The following is a 17089-nucleotide window of genomic DNA, read 5'->3' as shown; positions in this document are numbered from 1 at the left end:
CCACGCCCATCGGCTTTCGCGGAGGCAAAGGGGATCGCTGTCCTTGGGGCGTTTCCTCCGGCTGCGCAGATGTCAGGCCACAGACGTCCGCGACGGAGCGTGGGCCCGTCGTGAGGTGTCATCAGGCCTGATGGGACGCAGATGACCGAGGGCAAGACTTTCAAGCGCCGGGTTCGCGAGCGCATGGCCAGGACCGGCGAGGCGTACACGACCGCGCGGCGGCACGTGCTCGGCGCGGCCAAGCCGCCGGTGGATCCGGCCATTCTGCGGGGATATCCGGCCACCGGTGGGGGTGTGCACCACGATTCGGCGCTGCTGGGGCGGGTGCTCCGGCAGGCGGGCGCGGTGGCGCCGCACAGCGGCGAGCCGTACAGCGAGGCGATGCTGGCAGGTCTTGGCGGCGGCATCGGATTCCTTTACGCGATCTTCGAATACACCGAGATGACGACGATGACGATCGTCACCCAGCATCATCCGGAGCCGTTCATCCCGGCGGCGCTCACGCGGGCGGGCATCGGCTACGAAATCCGGCAGACCGGCAGTGCCAAGATCGCCGAACGCCACCTGCGCGAGGTTCTCGGCGACGGCCGAGCCGCCATCTGCCGGGTCGATCGCCACGCGCTGCCCTGGCATCCGGGCCTGCCGTTCGGCGACGGCTACGAGATCGCCGTCATCGGCCTCGATGGCGACACGGTCTACGTGGACGACGAGCGCACCACCCCCGAGCGCATCCCGCTGTCCGCGCTGGAAACCGCCTGGGCCCGGCACCGCAAAGGCAAACACCACCTGCTCGCCCTGCAACCCGGCACTCCTTCGTCGATCCAGGATGCGATCCGGGAAGCCATCGCCACCACCATCGCCCACCTCACCGGCCCCGTCCTCAACAACTCCTTCGACGTCAACATGGGCCTGTCCGGCATGCGCCGCCTGGTCGAACAACTCGGCGACACCACCGGCAAGAAGGGCTGGTCCGCCCGATTCGCCACCCCGGGCGCACTCTTCTCCGCCCTCGCCCGCCTCCACGTCTGCCTGGAAATCGAGTACGGCTCCCCCGGCGCCACCCGCCCCATCTACGCCGACTTCCTCGACGAAGCGGCCCCCCTCATCGACCCCCGCCTCACCGAAGCCGCCAGCCTCTACCGCCAATCCGCCACCGCCTGGTCCACCCTCGCCTCCACCGCCCTCACCCCACTGATCCCCCAACTCCCCCGCTTCGCCGAAATCCTGGAGGAATACATGACCCTCCAAGTAACCCAAGGCTCAACAGCAGCTCCCCAACTCGCCGCCCTCGCCACGGAATCCTTCGACCTCGCCACCAAGACCGAACTCCTCACGAACGAGGAACGCACCGACCTCTTCACCCAACTGGCCGACTACGCCGCCCAAGCCCTCACCCTGGAAGGCCGCGCCATCACCGTCCTACGCGACTGATCCAAACCCTTGACAGAACAAACAGGTCGCCGGGTGGCTCACCATCATCCGGCACCGTCTACGCAGATGACGGTGCCCACCGCGCCGGCACCAAGGAGCTGCGCCACCGCCGATACGCGCCAAACCCGTAGCCGAGAACGGCGCGATCTCAGATGATTGGGTCCTCAGCATTGGTTTTCGGCGGGAGGACACCATGCAGCCGCTCACGGCCGAGGACCCGAGGCAAGTGGGCCGCTACCGCATCGGGGGCCGACTCGGCGAGGGCGGCATGGGCCAGGTCTTCTGGGGGCGATCGCCAAGCGGCAGAGCCGTCGCCGTCAAGCTCGTACGGCGAGAACTGGTCGCTCAGCCCGACTTCAGGCGGCGCTTCGCCCAAGAGATCGAGGCGGCGCGGCGGGTCGGCGGCTTCCATACCGCCCCGCTGGTGGACGCCGACCCCGGCGGTGAACGGCCATGGCTAGTCACCGCGTACGTCGCAGGTCCTCCCCTGGCCACGGCGCTGGCCCGGCACGGGGCGTTGCCTCCCCCATCGCTGCGGGTCCTGGCCGCCGGGCTGGCCGAGGCATTGGAGGCGATACACGCCGCCGGCGTCATCCACCGCGATCTCAAGCCGACCAACATCCTCCTGGTCGATGACGGCCCCCGGGTCATCGACTTCGGCATCGCACGGGCGCTGGACGGTGCCGCGATCACCGGCACGGGCATGCACATGGGCACCCCGGGGTTCATGGCTCCCGAGCAGTTCACCGGCCAGCCCGTCACCGCGATGGTCGACGTGTTCGCCCTGGGTGTGGTGCTGTGTCACGCGGCGGGCACACACCCGTTCGGTCGCGGCCCCGCCGCATCGCTGACCCACCGCATCATCTCCGAGGAACCCGACCTGTCGGCCGTACCCGACGACCTGCGCGACCTGGTGGCCGACTGCCTGCGCAAGGATCCGGCGGCCCGGCCTGCCGCCGCCGATCTTCTCGCCCGCCTCGCCCACAGCGCGGCACCGGGCGAGTGGCTGCCCCCCGCCATGGCCCCACTTCTCGCCGAGCACACCCTGCCCGACCACCTCCCATCGGGCACCGGCACGGCAGTGCCCAACGCCACGCCCCCCTACCAGCGAGAATCCAGCGAGACAGTATCTCGGACGGCCATAGCGCAGACGAGCACGCCGGAGAGCTGGGACCCTGCCCCCTCCCGGCGTAAACCCTCGCATCGGCTCCTGCTGGGGGCCGCTGCGGTGATCCTGGCCATTGCCACCGCAAGCCTAGTCGTATACCAGACCTACGCAGGCGGCGGCGAACGTACCGTGGTGGGCACCTGGTCCGGAACGGACACAGATGGCAGCGACCTCACACTGGAAGTCGTCCGCTCCGAAGGAGCCCAGGACTACCAGCTCGCATTGCAGGACACACGTGCGACGGTGTGCAACGGCTCCCCGGCGACGATCATGGGGCCAGGAGCCCTCACCGGGGACACACTGACCACCACCTACACGATCACCTGCCCCAGCGCCGCGCTGGACACCGTCGACATCCAGTACCAGTACGACCCGGCGAAGGACACGCTCACCGACAACACGGGAGTGATCCTGACCCGGGTCACACCGTAACCTCCGCTATTCAGCACTGACGGCCCTGCAAGATCGTTGAACTGAAGAAGGTGCACCTGATCTGCAAGGATGTGGAATCCGTCGCCCATTCGAGCGCCTCGGGTACCCCCGCCATACCGGCCGAGAACCCGAACGGGACGGTCAGGTGGAAACCTCCGGAGCGGAGGCACTAACCGACCCGACTGAGGCCTGAGTCATCAAGGATCAGGTCCCTAGCCACTTGAGATCTCGCGATATCCGCAGGCGATGCCGAGCGCGGGGAACAGGGCCATCATCTCCAGGCGGAGTGTCTGGTAGTGGCGGTCGATCTCGGTCAAGGTCTTCCTCCAGGATGGTTCGTGAGCATCACGGACCAGGAGTTCGCGGCGCTGCTCGACGCGATCGAGAGCAGCGCCGTACACCTGGAGATGAGAGACGCGTATGGAACAGAAACCGAGCTCCCCCACATGGCCAAGTGGGCTGCGAGAGAGCCTGATGACCTTGAGTGGCTTGAGGGGTGGTGCTCAACGCTTCGGCAACACGCCAAGGCTGGTAGGTCCGTTCGTAGGGCGCGTATCGTGTCGGAGCCGCTCAGCGACTATCAGAGATGGTCGCACAGCATTGCGTATCCCATGGTCGATGCCGGCGAAGACATCCGCTGGGTACCCCGACGACTCGTCTCATCGGTCCCGCTGCCCGGCAACGACTTCTACCTACTCGACGGCGAACGGGTCATTTTCTTGCACTATTCTGGTAACGGTCTGATCGTGGACATGACCCTCTCCACTGATCAGGGCGATGTAGCCCTCTGCATGGATGCCTTCGAGGCCGTCTGGAAGCTTGCAATCCCTCATCGTGAGTACTCGCCCACTTAGCCCGGCTAAACAGGCCGCCGAGAATCTCGGCAATCGACTTCGAGAGATACGTAAGGGTGCTGACATCACGGGCCGCGCCCTCGCCGACGCAACTGGGTGGCACTTCACCAAAGTCAGTCGGCTGGAGAACGCTGGCAAAACACCAACCGAGCAGGAGATCCGCCTCTGGTGCCAGATCTGCGATGCGGAAGAGCAGATTCCTGACCTGCTGGCTAGCGTCCGTGCCCTCGAATCGATGTATCAGGAGCACAAACGGCGGACGCGCGCCGGGATGAAGCAGCTCATGCGGACATCAGTGCCGTTGTACGAGCGTACGAACCGATTTCGGATCTACGAACACAACGTCATTCCTGGACTCTTTCAGACTCCGGATTACGCTGCGGCCATGCTGCGGTTTTGGATCGACTTTCTCGATACTCCGAACGACCTTGACGAGGCCGTAGAAACTCGTATGTCTCGGCAGAAGATCATCTATCGAAGCGAGAAGCGGTTCGAGGTGCTACTTGAGGAGCAGGCATTGCGGACGTGGTTCGGCAATGCGGCGACTCAGACTGGCCAATTGGAGCGAATTTTGGTGGTTGAATCGCTGCCCAACGTCAGGCTTGGGATCATTCCCATGATGATCGAACGCCCGTGTGTAGCATCCATGGGCTTCTGGATCTATGACGAGCGACTGGTTCTGATGGAGACTCCAACCGCCTCAATCGAGGTGACCATGCCAAGCGAAATCGAACTGTACGAACAAATATTCGATCTCTTGGCGCATGTTTCGGTCTACGGCGAGTCGGCCCGCTCTCTGGTCAGAGCCGCCATCGAAGACCTCACACCTACGAATTAACGCAACATTCCGCAACACACTGGCGATCGGCTTCGACCGTTCCTACCGTCGATCTATGCCCCTGAACGACGACATACCGCCTGCGACACTCGATGCTGTCCTTCTCGGGCATCGGGTTCCCGTTGTGCCACCGGTTGCCCATCAGCCTGTGCCTGCCCAGCTGGGTGTCGGGCTGGTGGAGCGCCCGGTGGATTTGGCGGTTGTGAAAGAAGCCGACCCTGAGCCCGCGAACGTACCGGTCCGGATCGACCCTGATGCCGAACTGACTGTCGGTCATGAGGAATCCCGAGCACCCTAGCGTGAACCCACCGCACCATCTCCTTTCATGCATCCTCATGCAGGGTCCCCAGGAGTTTCCTCCGGATCAGCCGAACCGAGAGGTAGGGAGATCAATGGACGTCAAGACGCGCTCTGAACGAGAAGAAGGATTCTTAGCGCTCCCCGATGACGCCGCGCGATTGTTCGGGCTGCTCGGGTTGCATCCCGGGGGCGATTTCTCGGCGGAGTCGGCTGCCGCGCTGGACGGCGGACGGGTCGGGCCGGTTCTGGGCCTGTTGGAGGCGTTCGACGGGGTGGGTCTGATCAAGCGGGTGGTGCCCGGCCGGTACCGGATCGATGAGCCGTTGCGGGCCCACGCGGCCGTGCGGGCCCGGCGATCGGCCACGCAGGCGGATCACGCGCTGGTACGGCTGGTGTCCTGGTATCTGCACACCTGCGACTGGCTCCAGTACGCCCTCGCCCCGTGCGACGCCTACGACCTGGAGGAGGTCCCGGCCGGGGTCACGCCCAAGACCTTCGACCAACCGCAGGCCGCGCTGGCCTGGTGGGAGGCCGAGCGAGCCACCATCGTCTCCATCGTCCCGCCTGGCCGCACAGGCTGGGCTGCACGGGCTGGCCTGGCGGATGTCGGCGGTGCTGCGCGCCGTCTACGCCCACCGCAACGCCGTCACCGACTGGCGCCAGGTGGCCGCCATCGAGGCCGCCTCCGCCGTCGCCGACGGCGACCTCGCCGGTCAGGCACTGGCCGCCGAAAGCCTCGGCGACCTCTACGCCCAGACTGGCCACCCGAGGGAGGCCGAATCCCACCATCGGCACGCGCTGGAACTCTACCGCCGTCTGCGCGACCGTCTCGGCCAGGCACGCTCCCTGAACGCGCTCGGCATGCTCCACCTACGCCGACGCCACCTGCGGGAAGCCCGCATGCACTTTGAGGACAGCTCGCTCATCTTCGCCGCACTCGACGACACAGCCCACCGACTGGCCGTCACCGGCACCAACGAAGCCGAAGCACTGATCGAACTGGACCGGGCGGCGGAAGCGGCACACATCCTCAGCGAAACCGTGGAGGTTTTCGATTACTTCCACGACCGGCACTCCCAAGGCCACGCGCTGTTCCTCCTGGCCCGCGCCCAGCGGGCACGAGGGGACCTGATCAGCGCTCGCGCCTCCATTGATGCCGCGCTGGCCATCGCCACGACCGCCGCCACCGTCGGCAATCCGATATGGCGGGGCTCCTGGCTCGTGGAACTCGGCCATGTGCAGCGCGCGGCCGGGCAGCCCGCCGACGCGCTGGAGACCTACCAGCGTGCCGCCTACCTCCACCGCGAGTTCGGCGACCGCGGCGGCGAAGCCCTGGCCCTGGCAGCAGCCGCCGAAACCCACCGGGAGCAAGGGCACGCGGAGGAGGCGATCACCCTGCACCGCGCCGCCGAAGCCGTCCACCGCGACCTGGGCGACCGCTGGCATCAGGCGCTCAGCCTGATCGGCATGGGCAAAGCCCTGGCCTCGATGCAACACCTCCCGCAGGCACGCACGCAATGGCAGCACGCACTGGCCGCGCTCGCCACCTTCGCCGATCCCCCGGCGGCGAAACTGTGTCGGGAGATCCAGGTCACACTCAGCTACCTACAAGGCCGTTGAACGACCCCGCCCAGACGAATCCGACCATGAAGATTCTTCCCTTGTACCGCCGTCCAGTGAACGGTGCCGTCGCTATGGCCGCGGATTGCGGTCGATTCGGGCCCTCTCGCCCGGTTCCCGCCGCTGACGCATGCGTCGATGGTGTCGCGCCTCACCTACGGCCCCCAGACGTGGGAGGGCCTCCTGTATGCCCGAGTTCTCCGATTTGCCCGGCGGACAGGAGGCCCGACCACCCCCGGCGGGAATCGAAGTCACGCTCACCGTCGCGGCCGTTGAACGACCCGCCCAACGGAAGTCAGCGGACGTCAATGGTGTCGCGCCTCAACGAAACAGGTCCCGCTGGGGGCGGCAATAGGTGATGACCGGTAGAAACCAAGCCGTCCCCGGGCGGCCAGGACTGGGTGAAGGAAACCGGCAGAGGTCCGGGACGCCCACCGCGAGCCGACCGTGCCTTGCTTCCGGGGGGCTCGCGATAATCCCGCCCCCAGCCAAATGCAAAGGCCTCCGGCCTGGCCCCGTGTACGGGGGGAGCCGGGGGCATGTGCTGTTACTTCTTGCCGGGCAGCTTGTTGTGGAAGTAGGCCGGGGCACGCAGTGGCACGACCGGCTGGCGTGTAATGGGCTTCGTCGTTTGTGGGGGCATGGTCTGGGGTTTTTGGGGCAGGCGGAGTTGGCCCACGTCAACCCATCGGTTAGGAGTGAGAGATCATGGTTTTGCTGGGCCTTCTTCTGATCGTGGTCGCGGTGGCGGTCGCGATCGAGGTGGCCATGCTGGAGAGCACGGTCACCACCAGTGTTTCCGTCCTGGACCGGACGCTGAGTTTTACTTCGGTCGAGGTGTTCGTGGCCGGCGCCGCCACCGCGGTGGCACTCCTGCTCGGGCTGGCCCTGGTCGTGGGCGGAATGCACAGGTCCGCGCTGCGCCGCCGGCGTCGGCGTGAGGCACACCTGGCCGAACTTAATCGCGTCTCTCGGCTGGAAAGTGAGAAGCGGGACCTGGAGCAGCGCCTGGGCACGGCCGATCGTGACCACACCGCAGTGCACGATCGGCCGGTTCCCGCGCAGACCCGGACAGAGGACGCCACGTTCGACCCCGATGAAAAGGGGAGTTTCGACCGGGTTCCGTCGGATTCGGACAAGCTCGTCGCCGGTGCCCGGCACGCGCACCGGCCCGACGAGAACCAGTAGACCGCCAACCGGCCTCCGCCGGGCACGGGTGCGGCTCTCGGTGCGGGAGCCGTACCCGTGTTGCGGGAGCCGTGCCCGTGAGACGGGGAGAGCCGTGTTGCGATTTGGGCAATTATCACCGTTATGGCAGGAAACTTGAGATCATCCTGAGGTATGGAGCCAACAACGGTGGCGGAGAGTTTCGCGGCCTACTTCCGGCCCTGGGCATTGGCCCTGCCGCAGGTGGCGGTGGACACGCGCGCGGACGGAACGCTCCACGCGCGTGGCTGGGCGGTGCGGTGGCGGTGGCTGCCGGACGGCGCCCTCGAGTTCCGCGCGACCAATCGCATGAGCAACGACCGCTGGCAGACGCTGTTCCCCGACGGCACGAGCCAGCAGGAATCAACCCCGCCCGAGATGTACGCCGATGACGACGTCGAAGCGCGGCGAGCATACCGGCAGGCGTGGAAGGCGTACAAGGCCGCGTTGGACGAGCGGGATATGCACCCGCGCGCGACCACGGACTCGCCCAAGAAGTGGGACTCGGAGAACCAGCTGCTCTGGAGTCTCGACGCTGACTCGTCATGGAAAATCGAGACTCTGCCGCCGCGACCTGAGATCTAGGAAAAACCGTACATGAGCGACGTGTTCACGCTGGGCGAGGTGCTGGGTGTCATCTCGGCCGAGCGGCTCCGACACGATATGACCGCACGACTGGACTTGGAAGGCGCCGAGCTGACCGTTGCCGTCGGGCTGGCGCGGCTCGGGCATTCTGTGGGATTTCTGGGGCGGGTGAGTGATGACGAGATCGGCGTACGGACGCTTACCGTGCTGCGTGGGGAAGGCATCGACACCGGCCATATGCGGGTGGACGAGACCGCGTCGAGTGGGATCGTGTTGCGGCAGCGGCGGATTGGGCGGGTCGCGCATGCGGTGAACTACCGGGACGGGTCCGCGGGGTCGCGCTTGTCTACCGGGGATGTTCCGGCGGAGGCGATCCAATCCGCGCGCATCCTGCATGTCACCGGAATCACTCCGGCGTTGAGCGGATTCACCTGGAGCGCGGTTCATCACGCGGTCAAGCTGGCCAAGGACGCCGGGGTGCTGGTGTCGGTGGATGTCAATCATCGGGCTTATCTGTGGGAGAGCGTGGAGGAAGCCCGCGAAGGGCTCACCGAACTGGCCGCCTCCGCCGACGTGCTTTTCTCCAACCAGGACGAGCTCGGGCTGGTCGAAACCGCCATTGGATCGCTCCGAGAACTCGTCGTGACCCGCGGATCCAAGGGCGCGAGCGCCACCGTCGACGGTTTCCGCTACGACACCCAGGCGGCTCCGGTGACGGTGGTCGATTCGACGGAGGTCGGTGGAGCGTTCGTGGCCGGGTATCTGAGCGCCTTGCTGGACGATTCGCATCCGTCGGATCGGCTCAAGCGCGGCATCGCGGTGGCCGCTTTCGCGGTGGCCAGTGCGAGCACCTGGCAGGGCCTGCCGAACCGCGACGAACTCCCTCCGTGATCATTTCCAGGGCGTGGCGCGAATACGCTGGTGGCCGGGGTCATAAACCGGCCCGAACGTAACATCCGCGCCGACCCATTTCCCATTGACGCCCACCTCGACGCGGGACGTTCCCGGCGGCACATAGGCGTAAGCGATCGACTGATCGACCCGATAGCCATATCCGCCGCTGGTCACCCGCGACACTGGCGTGCCGTCCAATCGCACCGGCTCGCCGCCGAGCGCGACGTCCTTACCGCCGTCCAGCAACAGGCACGCGAGTTCGCTCTCCGGCCGCTTCATTCCCGGCCGCCGCTCGGTACGGACCGCAAACCCCAACCCCGCTTCCAACGGAGTGGTCTCCGGAGTGATATCCGACCCCCAAACGCGATACCCCTTCTCCAGCCGCATCGAATCGATCGCCCGATACCCCCCGGGCCGCATCCCCTCCGGCACACCCGCCGCCATCAGCGTGTCCCAAAGCGTCAGCCCATACTCAGCAGGACAATACAGCTCCCACCCGAACTCCCCCACAAACGTCACACGCTGCGCCAGCACCGGCACATACCCCACGCTGATCTCCCGAGCCTGCATATACCCAAAGCTCAGATCATCCCCGGTCAACCCCGCCAGAATGGTGTACGCCTTCGGCCCCCAAAGGCAGTAACACGCATAAGCCGACGTCACATCCCGAACCTCAACACCATTACGCCTGAGCAACGCCATATCATGCCCACCAAACGCAGTCCCGGTCACCAGCCGAAACTGATCCTCCCCCAATCGCGTTACCGTGACATCCGCCTCAATCCCATCCCGCCCATTAAGCAACTGCGTATAAACAACCGACCCGACAGCCTTGTCGATATCGTTACCCGCAATCCGCTGCAACGCCCCCAGCCCAGAAATCTCCAACTTCCCAAAAGAAGTCTGATCAAACAACCCCGCCGCATCCCGAGTAGCCAAACACTCCTCCCGAATCGAAGGAGACCAGAAACGACACGCCCACCCACCCGGTCTGTACCCGGAGCTCCGCTCCAGGGCCCTCTCCGTGGCTTCGCCCGAGGCGTCATCCACCAAAGGACCCACGGAAGTCCGATCCAACAAATCCCTATCCGAGGAAGCTCCCCCCGACAAAGCTCCATCCGAGGAAACTCCATCCGGGACAGCGCCATCCGAGGAATCTCCTCCCGACACAGCGCCACCTGGCAATGCTCCGCCCGACGCAGCTCCACCGAGCTGAGCTCCACCCGACACAGCCTCACCCGGCAAAGCTCCACCCGGCAAAGCCCCACCCGACGCAGCTCCACCGAGCTGAGCTCCACCCGACACGACCTCACCCGGCAAAGCTCCACCCGGCAAAGCCCCACCCGACGCAGCTCCGGGCAAAGCCGGATTTGTCGATGCGTCTGAGGTTCCCGATGGCTCTTCGGTCGAAGATCCCTGGTTCCGCATGGATTTGGGCAAGTCGTACCAGTTGACGCGTTCCCAGCCTGCTTTTTCGCCGAATTCGGCGCCCAGTTCCGCATGCCGTACCCACGCGGGAGAGCGGCGGAGTGAGCGGGCGGCGGTGCGTTCCTCGCCGGGGTAGGCGATGTCGTAGTACTTGCTGTAGGAGTCGAGGGCTTTCGCGCGGGCCCAGGTGGCCGAGCGGGCGTGGGTGCCGAAGCGGGCGATGTCCATGGCGAACATGTCGTATTCGGGCTGGCCGTCGACGATCCACTCGGCCATGACCTTGCCGACGCCGCCGGCCGCGGCGAGGCCGTGGACGCAGAAGCCGGCGGCGACCCAGAAGCCGCGCACGGAGGTCTCGCCGAGGAGGAATTCGCCGTCGGGAGTGAAGGCTTCGGGGCCGTGGACGACCTTGACGATCTGGCCGTTGGAGCGGAGAGAGGGGAGGCGGCGGCGGGCGGACTCCCAGGATTCCTCGAATTTGGGCATGTTCGGGGGGAAGAGAGCGCGAGGCTGGGAGAGCGGGTTGGGGTCCTCCCAGACATCCGGAGTCCGGATATATCCCCCGACGAGAATGCCGCCACCCTCTTCACGGAAATACACGATGTTGTCGGGATCCCGAACCGTCGGCGCCGTCACCGGAACCCCGGAAGGCGCGGTCACCACATACTGGTGCTTGATCGGCACGACGGGCACATCGACCCCGGCCATCCGCCCGACCACCCCGGCTGCGGCACCTGCGGCATTGACCACCGTGTCCGTCCGAATGACCCACTCCGAACCAGGCGCGATCTCACCCCGCCCGTCGAGGTCTTGCCGGTGGCGCGCCTCCTGCGGCCGCGAGCCAACTCCACTCCGGGCAGACCCACCAGCGTTGGGCTGAGGATCATCCGACGTTCTCCCAGCCGATTGACGATCCCCCGACCCGCGAGAGCCGGATCCGCCGACATCCGACCCAGGAAGCGCCGATCCGTGGACATCCCACCCTGGGGACGCCGAGCCGCCGACATCCGGCTCGGTGGACCTGCGGACCCTGACCCCCCGGACGCGGCCGTTTTCGACGTCGATGCCCGTTACCTCGACGCCCGTAATGATACGAACACCGAGCTTGCGCGCCCCTTCCGCCAACGCCCGCCCCAGCCGGGCCGGGTCCAGCCAGCCATCACCAGGAAGCCAGAGCGACGCCAGCACATCGTCCACGGCAAGCAGCGGCATGCGGTCATACGTCGCCGACGCGTCCAGGAGATCCATGTCCAGGCCGTATGTCTCGGCCGCCCCAGCCTGGCGGAGGAGTTCCTCGTGGCGTTCGGGGGTGGTCGCGAGGCGAAGTCCACCGACCCCGTGCCAGCCGGGATCCAACCCGGTGAGATCACGCAGTTCTGGGTAGAGACCAGCCGAGTACATGATCATGCGGGTCTGGGTGACCGTGGACCGCAGCTGGCCGACGAAACCCGCTGAGTGCCAGGTCGTACCCTCGGTCAGGTCATGGCGTTCCAGCAGGATCACGTCCTGCCAACCCAGCCGGGCGAGGTGGAAGGCGACGCTGCATCCAGCTACCCCACCACCGACCACAACCGCCTGGGCGTCTGCGGGAAGTTGCACCATTGGTACCGTCCTGTAACGCCTGGGCTCCACAATCGGATCAATGGTCTGAAGGTAGACCAAAAGGAGCCGGGCATGCCAGATGCCGTCAAGGACGCGCTGGAGATGGTCGCGGCCTGGGCCGGGCGCCCGGTCAGCCATACGACGATCAAGGGTGGGCTCAGCCACCACATCGCCCGGGTGGAGACCGAGGACGGCGACCGCTGGCTGCTCCGGGTGCTCGATCCCCGGATCGCCGCGACAGGCCTGGGCATCCCGCTGGAGCAGGAGATCGCCAACACCGTGCTCGCCGCGTCCACGGGCGTCGGCGCACAGGTGCTGCACGAGCTGCCGGGCGCGCTCATCCTGGAGTACATCGACGGCGTGACCCTCGACGCGCCGGCCGTACGGGATGAGATCGGCAAGATCGCGAAAGCCTGCCGGGCCCTGCACGCGGGCCCCCGGTTCGGCAATGATTTCTCGATTTTCCGGAAGCACGCAGATTTTGTGGCCCTCTGCAAGGCCAACAGCCTGAAGCTCCCCGACGGATACGAGGACTGGACCCCGGCCGTCGCCGAGATCGAGCAGGCCCTCGCGGTCCGGCCGATGAGAACCGTCCCCTGCCACAACGATCTGCTGCCGGAGAACTTCATCAAGGCCGGCGGCGTGGTGCGAATCGTCGACTACCAGCTGTCCGGCAACAACGACCCCTGCTTCGAACTCGGCGACCTGGCCGCCGAGGCCGATTTCGACCCCGACGACGTCGAGCGCCTCACCCTGGCGTATTTCGACGACGCCGCCCCGGCCGCACGAGTCCGGCTGAATCTGATCATGTCCAACCTGACCTGGACGCTCTGGTTCGTCGTGCACCACGGGCTGACTCCGCAGCACCGCGACTTCGACTACAACGCCGAGGCCGCCGACAAGTTCGCGCAAGCCGTACGCGATCTCAAAGACCCCGGCTTCGGACGTCTGATCGACGCCGTGCGCCGGTAACCCCCCAAGGCATGAGGAGGCCTACATGGCGCAAGCCCTCGACGACGACGCCAAACGACTCGCCGAACTCGGTTACAAACAAGAACTGTCGCGGACCTGGAGTGGGTTCTCCAACTTCGCGATCTCCTTCTCCATCATCTCGATCCTCGCCGGGTGTTTCACCACGTTCGGCCAGGCCTGGAACAACGGCGGCCCCATCGCCATCTCCTGGGGCTGGCCGATCATCTCCGTCTTCATCCTGATCATCGGTCTGTGCATGTCGGAGCTGGTGTCGGCCTATCCGACGGCGGGCGGCATCTACTGGTGGGCCGCCAAGATGGGCAAGCCGATCCACGGCTGGTTCACCGGCTGGTTCAACCTGATCGGCTTGATCGCGGTGACCGCGTCGGTGGACTACGGCTGCGCCACGTTCCTGAACATCACCCTCGACCGCTTCTTCGGCCTCGAGGTGTCGCTGGGCAACACCTTCATCCTGTTCGCCGTCGTGCTGGTGCTGCACGCTCTGATCAACATCTACAGCCACCGGCTCATCTCGATCTTGCAGAACGTGTCGGTGTGGTGGCATGTGTTCGGTGCCGCGGTGGTGGTCCTGATCCTCATCTTCGGACCGGACTCGCACCAGTCGATGTCGTTCGTCTTCACCGAGACGATCAACAACTCGGGCTTCAGCAGCGGCAGCTTCTGGATCTACGTCCTGCCGCTGGGCTTCCTGCTCACCCAGTACACGATCACCGGTTTCGACGCGTGCGCGCACGTGTCGGAGGAGACCCAGGGCGCGGCCACCGCGGCGGCCCGCGGCCTCTGGCAGTCGATCTTCTACTCCGCGATCGGCGGCTGGATCCTGCTGCTGGCCTTCCTGTTCGCGGCCACCAACGTGGACGAGATCAACGCCCAGTTCGGCTTCGTGGGCGCGATCTTCGACACGGCCGTGCCCGGCAACCTGGCGAACGCGATCTTCGCGATCTCCACGATCGGGCAGTTCTTCTGCGGCATGAGCTGCGTGACCTCGATGTCGCGAATGACGTACGCGTTCTCGCGGGACGGCGCGATCCCCGGCTGGCGGCTCTGGTCCAAGGTGGACCAGAACAGGACCCCCGTCAACGCCATCATCTTCGGCTGCGTGGCCGCGCTCATCCTCACCCTGCCCGCCCTGTACAAGGCCCCGACCGGCACGCCGCTGGCCTTCTACGCGGTGGTCTCGGTGGCGGTGATCGGCCTCTACATCGCCTTCGCCATCCCGATCTGGCTGCGGCTGCGCATGGGCGACGCCTTCCAGCCCGGCCCGTGGACGCTGGGCGCCAAGTACAAGGTGATGGGCTGGATCGCGATCATCGAGATCACGATCGTGTCGATCTACTTCATCATGCCGCTCGCTCCCGCGGGCGTGCCGTTCAACTCAGACAATCCGGCCACCGAAGCGGATGAGTCGTTCACCTGGACCGCCGTGAACTACGCGCCGATCGTGGTGGGCGCCATGGTGCTCGGGGTCGGCCTGTGGTGGGCGCTGTCCGCGCGGCACTGGTTCACCGGGCCACGCCGCACGGTCGACTCGATCGACGCCTGACCTTCTTCTCTGGTACGGCTTCCGCCTGGCGGGAGCCGTACCGGCCGTTAGGAGGCCTGGAACTCCTTGGCGACCGTGGCGCGGACGGTGTCGAAGTCGGCGTCGCCGAGTTCGCGGGCGATCGAGGTCATGTCCACCTCCGGCATGCCGCAGGCGACGGCGAGATCCCACGGGGTGAGGTCGCCGTTGACGTTGATGGCGAAGCCGTGGCTGGTGACCGCCTTGCTGGCCCGCATGCCGATGGAGACGATCTTGCGCCCGGAGGTCCAGACGCCGGTGAGCAGTTCCGAGCCCGGCGGGGTGTCCCGCCGTTCGGCCGGCAGGCCGAGCACGCCCAGCGCGGCCACCAGCCGGAGCTCCACCTCGCGGATGTAGTCGACCACACCCTCGTTCGGGCCGAGCTTGACGATCAGGTAGCCGACCAGCTGGCCGGGGCCGTGGTAGGTGAGCTGGCCGCCCCGGCCGGTGGGAACGACCGGGATGCCGTGCGACGGGTCGGGCAGGTGCTCGGTCAGCGTGCGCCGCCCGACCGTGTAGACCTTGGGGTGGCTGAGCAGCCACAAGGTATCCGGCCGCATGTCGTCCTGGCGTTCTTGGACCAGGTCGGCCATGCGCTCCATGGCCTTCTCGTAGTCGACCAGGTCGTCCTGGATAAGGGTCAGCGGCCGGTTCTGCATGTTATCGAGGATACCTGTGCTTATGGCCGCGCCTCCGGCACGGCGGGCTCGGCCGCCTTCAGCCTGCGTCTTCCCTCGTCACTCCGGGCCGCTTCGCGACCCTGCGTTCCTCAGTCCAGACACAGGCGCGGCCAAGCCTAGGCCTTGGGTATGAAGACCCACATGATCAGGTAGATGATGAACTGCGGCCCGGGCAGGATGCAGGAGAGCAGGAACAGGAGCCGGACCGTGTTAGGCGACATGCCGTAGCGTTCGGCGATACCGCCGCAGACGCCCGCGATCATCTTGTGGTGTCTGGACCGGTGCATCGTGGTTTCCTCCGTCTGGGGTTGTCAGTCACTCGGTCCAACGAACCGGCTGCCAACCCCCGTTCCACCGGGGACCCTGACAAAACCCCTAGGGGTGCGCGCCGCGCTCGGTCGGCGGGAGCGCGAACGGGCTCATGCTCGCGCCCGCCCGCATCAGGAACCTGCCCACCACCTTGGCCGCCGCCCGCACCTCGTCGTGCAGGAACGCCCACGCCAGCCAGCCCGCGATCAGAATCGCCCAGTACGAGATGAGCCGGTACAACGCCACGACCGCCCCCGCCGCGCCACCACTCGCTCCGGCCGCGAAGAACGTGGCGGCCATCCCGATCTCGACGACGCCGAGCCCGCCCGGAATCAACGCCAGCGCCTGCGCGCCCTTGGCGGCGACGTAGCCCAGCAGCATCGTGTGCGGGCCGATGTCGACGCCCACCGCGACGCAGACCGCCACCAGGCAGGCCACATCGAGCAGCCAGTTCAGCAGCGCGAGCCCGGCCAGGATGGCCCGATCCCGGGAGGCCGGGCGAATGGCGGCCCGCGCCGCGTCCAGCTGCGCCGACAGCTTCGGCATGCGCCGCCGTACCACGCCGACGAACGGGCGGGTTCGCATCACCATGGCGGCCAGCGCCACCACCGCGAGGGCGGCGATCAACGTCGGAATCCGGGTCGCTGGTGAGCCGAGCAGCGCGACCAGGCTCAGCACCCCGAAGGTCACCCCCGAATAGAACGCGGCGAGCACCAGCGTGGCCGCGATGAGCGGCCTGCCCGCGCCCAGCCGGCTGAACTCTCGCGTGGTGTACGCGATGGACAGGACCGGCCCAGCGGGCAGCGAGTTCGAGAAGGCGTTACGCGCGTAGGTGACGGCCAGCGCGCGACCCAGGCTGATCTTGGTTCCGCCCAGGCCCAGGAGTCTGCGGAAGAGCCGGGCGAAGGTCGCCATGGAGATCGCCTCGGCGGCGACGGCCACGGCGAGCCAGGCGGGGTTGACGTTGGTGATCGTGGCCCAGATCTCTCCAGGCTGGGGCAACTCGTCCCGCAGGACGAGATACGCACCGCCGCCTATAGCGAGAGCGGCGACCCATCTCCACCCGGTGGACATCTGCACTCCTTGAATCTCGCATGACTCTGCTGAGATGACGCTGAGGACACCTGTGAGATTGGCCATGCTTTCGCTGGTGTTCCCAGGGTGATCCTGGGGAGAAGGCCGGGCTAT

Annotated in this window: 16 protein-coding genes; 11 read left to right on the top strand and 5 right to left on the bottom strand. The window is 66.4% G+C overall.

All coding sequences use genetic code 11. The features are described from left to right. Positions 1 to 141 precede the first annotated feature (141 nt). The 4 genes from ABGB08_RS02520 to ABGB08_RS02505 all read left to right on the top strand — a co-directional run bounded on the left by ABGB08_RS02520 (position 142) and on the right by ABGB08_RS02505 (position 4723). Positions 142 to 1431 carry a BtrH N-terminal domain-containing protein gene (locus ABGB08_RS02520; protein WP_347585707.1) on the top strand — a complete coding sequence of 430 codons (1290 nt, stop codon included), beginning with the start codon at positions 142 to 144 and terminating at the stop codon, positions 1429 to 1431. 193 nt (positions 1432 to 1624) lie between these two features. Further along, on the top strand, positions 1625 to 3031 hold the full coding sequence (locus ABGB08_RS02515) for a serine/threonine-protein kinase (RefSeq protein WP_347585704.1): 1407 nt from the start codon (positions 1625 to 1627) through the stop codon (positions 3029 to 3031). Positions 3032 to 3369: 338 nt separating this feature from the next. Next, positions 3370 to 3885: a DUF6879 family protein gene (locus ABGB08_RS02510; protein WP_347585702.1), complete on the top strand. Its 516-nt coding sequence runs from the start codon at positions 3370 to 3372 to the stop codon at positions 3883 to 3885. Next, positions 3866 to 4723, top strand: coding sequence for a helix-turn-helix transcriptional regulator (locus ABGB08_RS02505; protein WP_347585700.1), 858 nt, complete (start codon positions 3866 to 3868; stop codon positions 4721 to 4723). The genes ABGB08_RS02510 and ABGB08_RS02505 overlap by 20 nt, the downstream gene beginning before the upstream one ends. Before the next feature lie 431 nt (positions 4724 to 5154). Here ABGB08_RS02505 and ABGB08_RS02500 read toward each other — a convergent pair whose 3' ends face one another. Further along, positions 5155 to 5433, bottom strand: a complete 279-nt coding sequence (locus ABGB08_RS02500) for a hypothetical protein (RefSeq protein WP_347585697.1) — start codon at positions 5431 to 5433, stop codon at positions 5155 to 5157. A gap of 193 nt (positions 5434 to 5626) precedes the next feature. On the opposite strand from ABGB08_RS02500, the gene ABGB08_RS02495 reads away from it, so the two are divergent. From ABGB08_RS02495 to ABGB08_RS02480, 4 genes are all read left to right on the top strand, one after another. Next, complete coding sequence (locus ABGB08_RS02495) at positions 5627 to 6643, top strand: tetratricopeptide repeat protein (RefSeq protein WP_347585696.1); 1017 nt, start codon at positions 5627 to 5629, stop codon at positions 6641 to 6643. 708 nt (positions 6644 to 7351) lie between these two features. Further along, positions 7352 to 7831, top strand: a complete 480-nt coding sequence (locus tag ABGB08_RS02490; RefSeq protein ID WP_347585694.1) for a hypothetical protein — start codon at positions 7352 to 7354, stop codon at positions 7829 to 7831. A 168-nt stretch (positions 7832 to 7999) separates the two neighbouring features. Then, positions 8000 to 8434 (top strand): hypothetical protein, encoded by a 435-nt coding sequence (locus tag ABGB08_RS02485; RefSeq protein WP_347585691.1) that lies wholly within the window; start codon positions 8000 to 8002, stop codon positions 8432 to 8434. Between the two features lie 12 nt (positions 8435 to 8446). Further along, positions 8447 to 9325: a sugar kinase gene (locus ABGB08_RS02480; protein ID WP_347585689.1), complete on the top strand. Its 879-nt coding sequence runs from the start codon at positions 8447 to 8449 to the stop codon at positions 9323 to 9325. Here the strand turns inward: ABGB08_RS02480 and ABGB08_RS02475 are convergent, their stop codons facing one another. Then, positions 9326 to 11545 carry an FAD-dependent oxidoreductase gene (locus tag ABGB08_RS02475; RefSeq protein WP_347585827.1) on the bottom strand — a complete coding sequence of 740 codons (2220 nt, stop codon included), beginning with the start codon at positions 11543 to 11545 and terminating at the stop codon, positions 9326 to 9328. Between the two features lie 180 nt (positions 11546 to 11725). Between ABGB08_RS02475 and ABGB08_RS02470 the strand changes: the two genes are divergently transcribed. The 3 genes from ABGB08_RS02470 (at position 11726) to ABGB08_RS02460 (ending at position 14894) form a co-directional block, all read left to right on the top strand. Continuing rightward, positions 11726 to 12211: a hypothetical protein gene (locus ABGB08_RS02470; RefSeq protein WP_347585834.1), complete on the top strand. Its 486-nt coding sequence runs from the start codon at positions 11726 to 11728 to the stop codon at positions 12209 to 12211. Positions 12212 to 12430: 219 nt separating this feature from the next. Continuing rightward, positions 12431 to 13330, top strand: coding sequence for a choline/ethanolamine kinase family protein (locus ABGB08_RS02465; RefSeq protein WP_170322863.1), 900 nt, complete (start codon positions 12431 to 12433; stop codon positions 13328 to 13330). A gap of 25 nt (positions 13331 to 13355) precedes the next feature. Continuing rightward, positions 13356 to 14894: an amino acid permease gene (locus ABGB08_RS02460; RefSeq protein WP_347585687.1), complete on the top strand. Its 1539-nt coding sequence runs from the start codon at positions 13356 to 13358 to the stop codon at positions 14892 to 14894. Positions 14895 to 14941: 47 nt separating this feature from the next. Here ABGB08_RS02460 and lipB read toward each other — a convergent pair whose 3' ends face one another. The 3 genes from lipB to ABGB08_RS02445 form a co-directional block, all read right to left on the bottom strand. After that, on the bottom strand, positions 14942 to 15571 hold the full coding sequence (gene lipB / locus ABGB08_RS02455; RefSeq protein WP_347585684.1) for a lipoyl(octanoyl) transferase LipB: 630 nt from the start codon (positions 15569 to 15571) through the stop codon (positions 14942 to 14944). Between the two features lie 137 nt (positions 15572 to 15708). Then, entirely contained in the window at positions 15709 to 15879 is a 171-nt protein-coding gene (locus ABGB08_RS02450; RefSeq protein WP_347585682.1) for a PspC domain-containing protein, read from the bottom strand. An 88-nt stretch (positions 15880 to 15967) separates the two neighbouring features. Then, positions 15968 to 16975, bottom strand: a complete 1008-nt coding sequence (locus tag ABGB08_RS02445; RefSeq protein ID WP_347585680.1) for a YbhN family protein — start codon at positions 16973 to 16975, stop codon at positions 15968 to 15970. Positions 16976 to 17089 lie beyond the last annotated feature (114 nt).

It is taken from the genome of Acrocarpospora sp. B8E8, assembly GCF_039871605.1.
Taxonomy (GTDB): domain Bacteria; phylum Actinomycetota; class Actinomycetes; order Streptosporangiales; family Streptosporangiaceae; genus Acrocarpospora; species Acrocarpospora macrocephala.
Note: the sequence above shows the minus strand (reverse complement) of the source record. Positions and strands in the feature narration are given on the sequence as shown.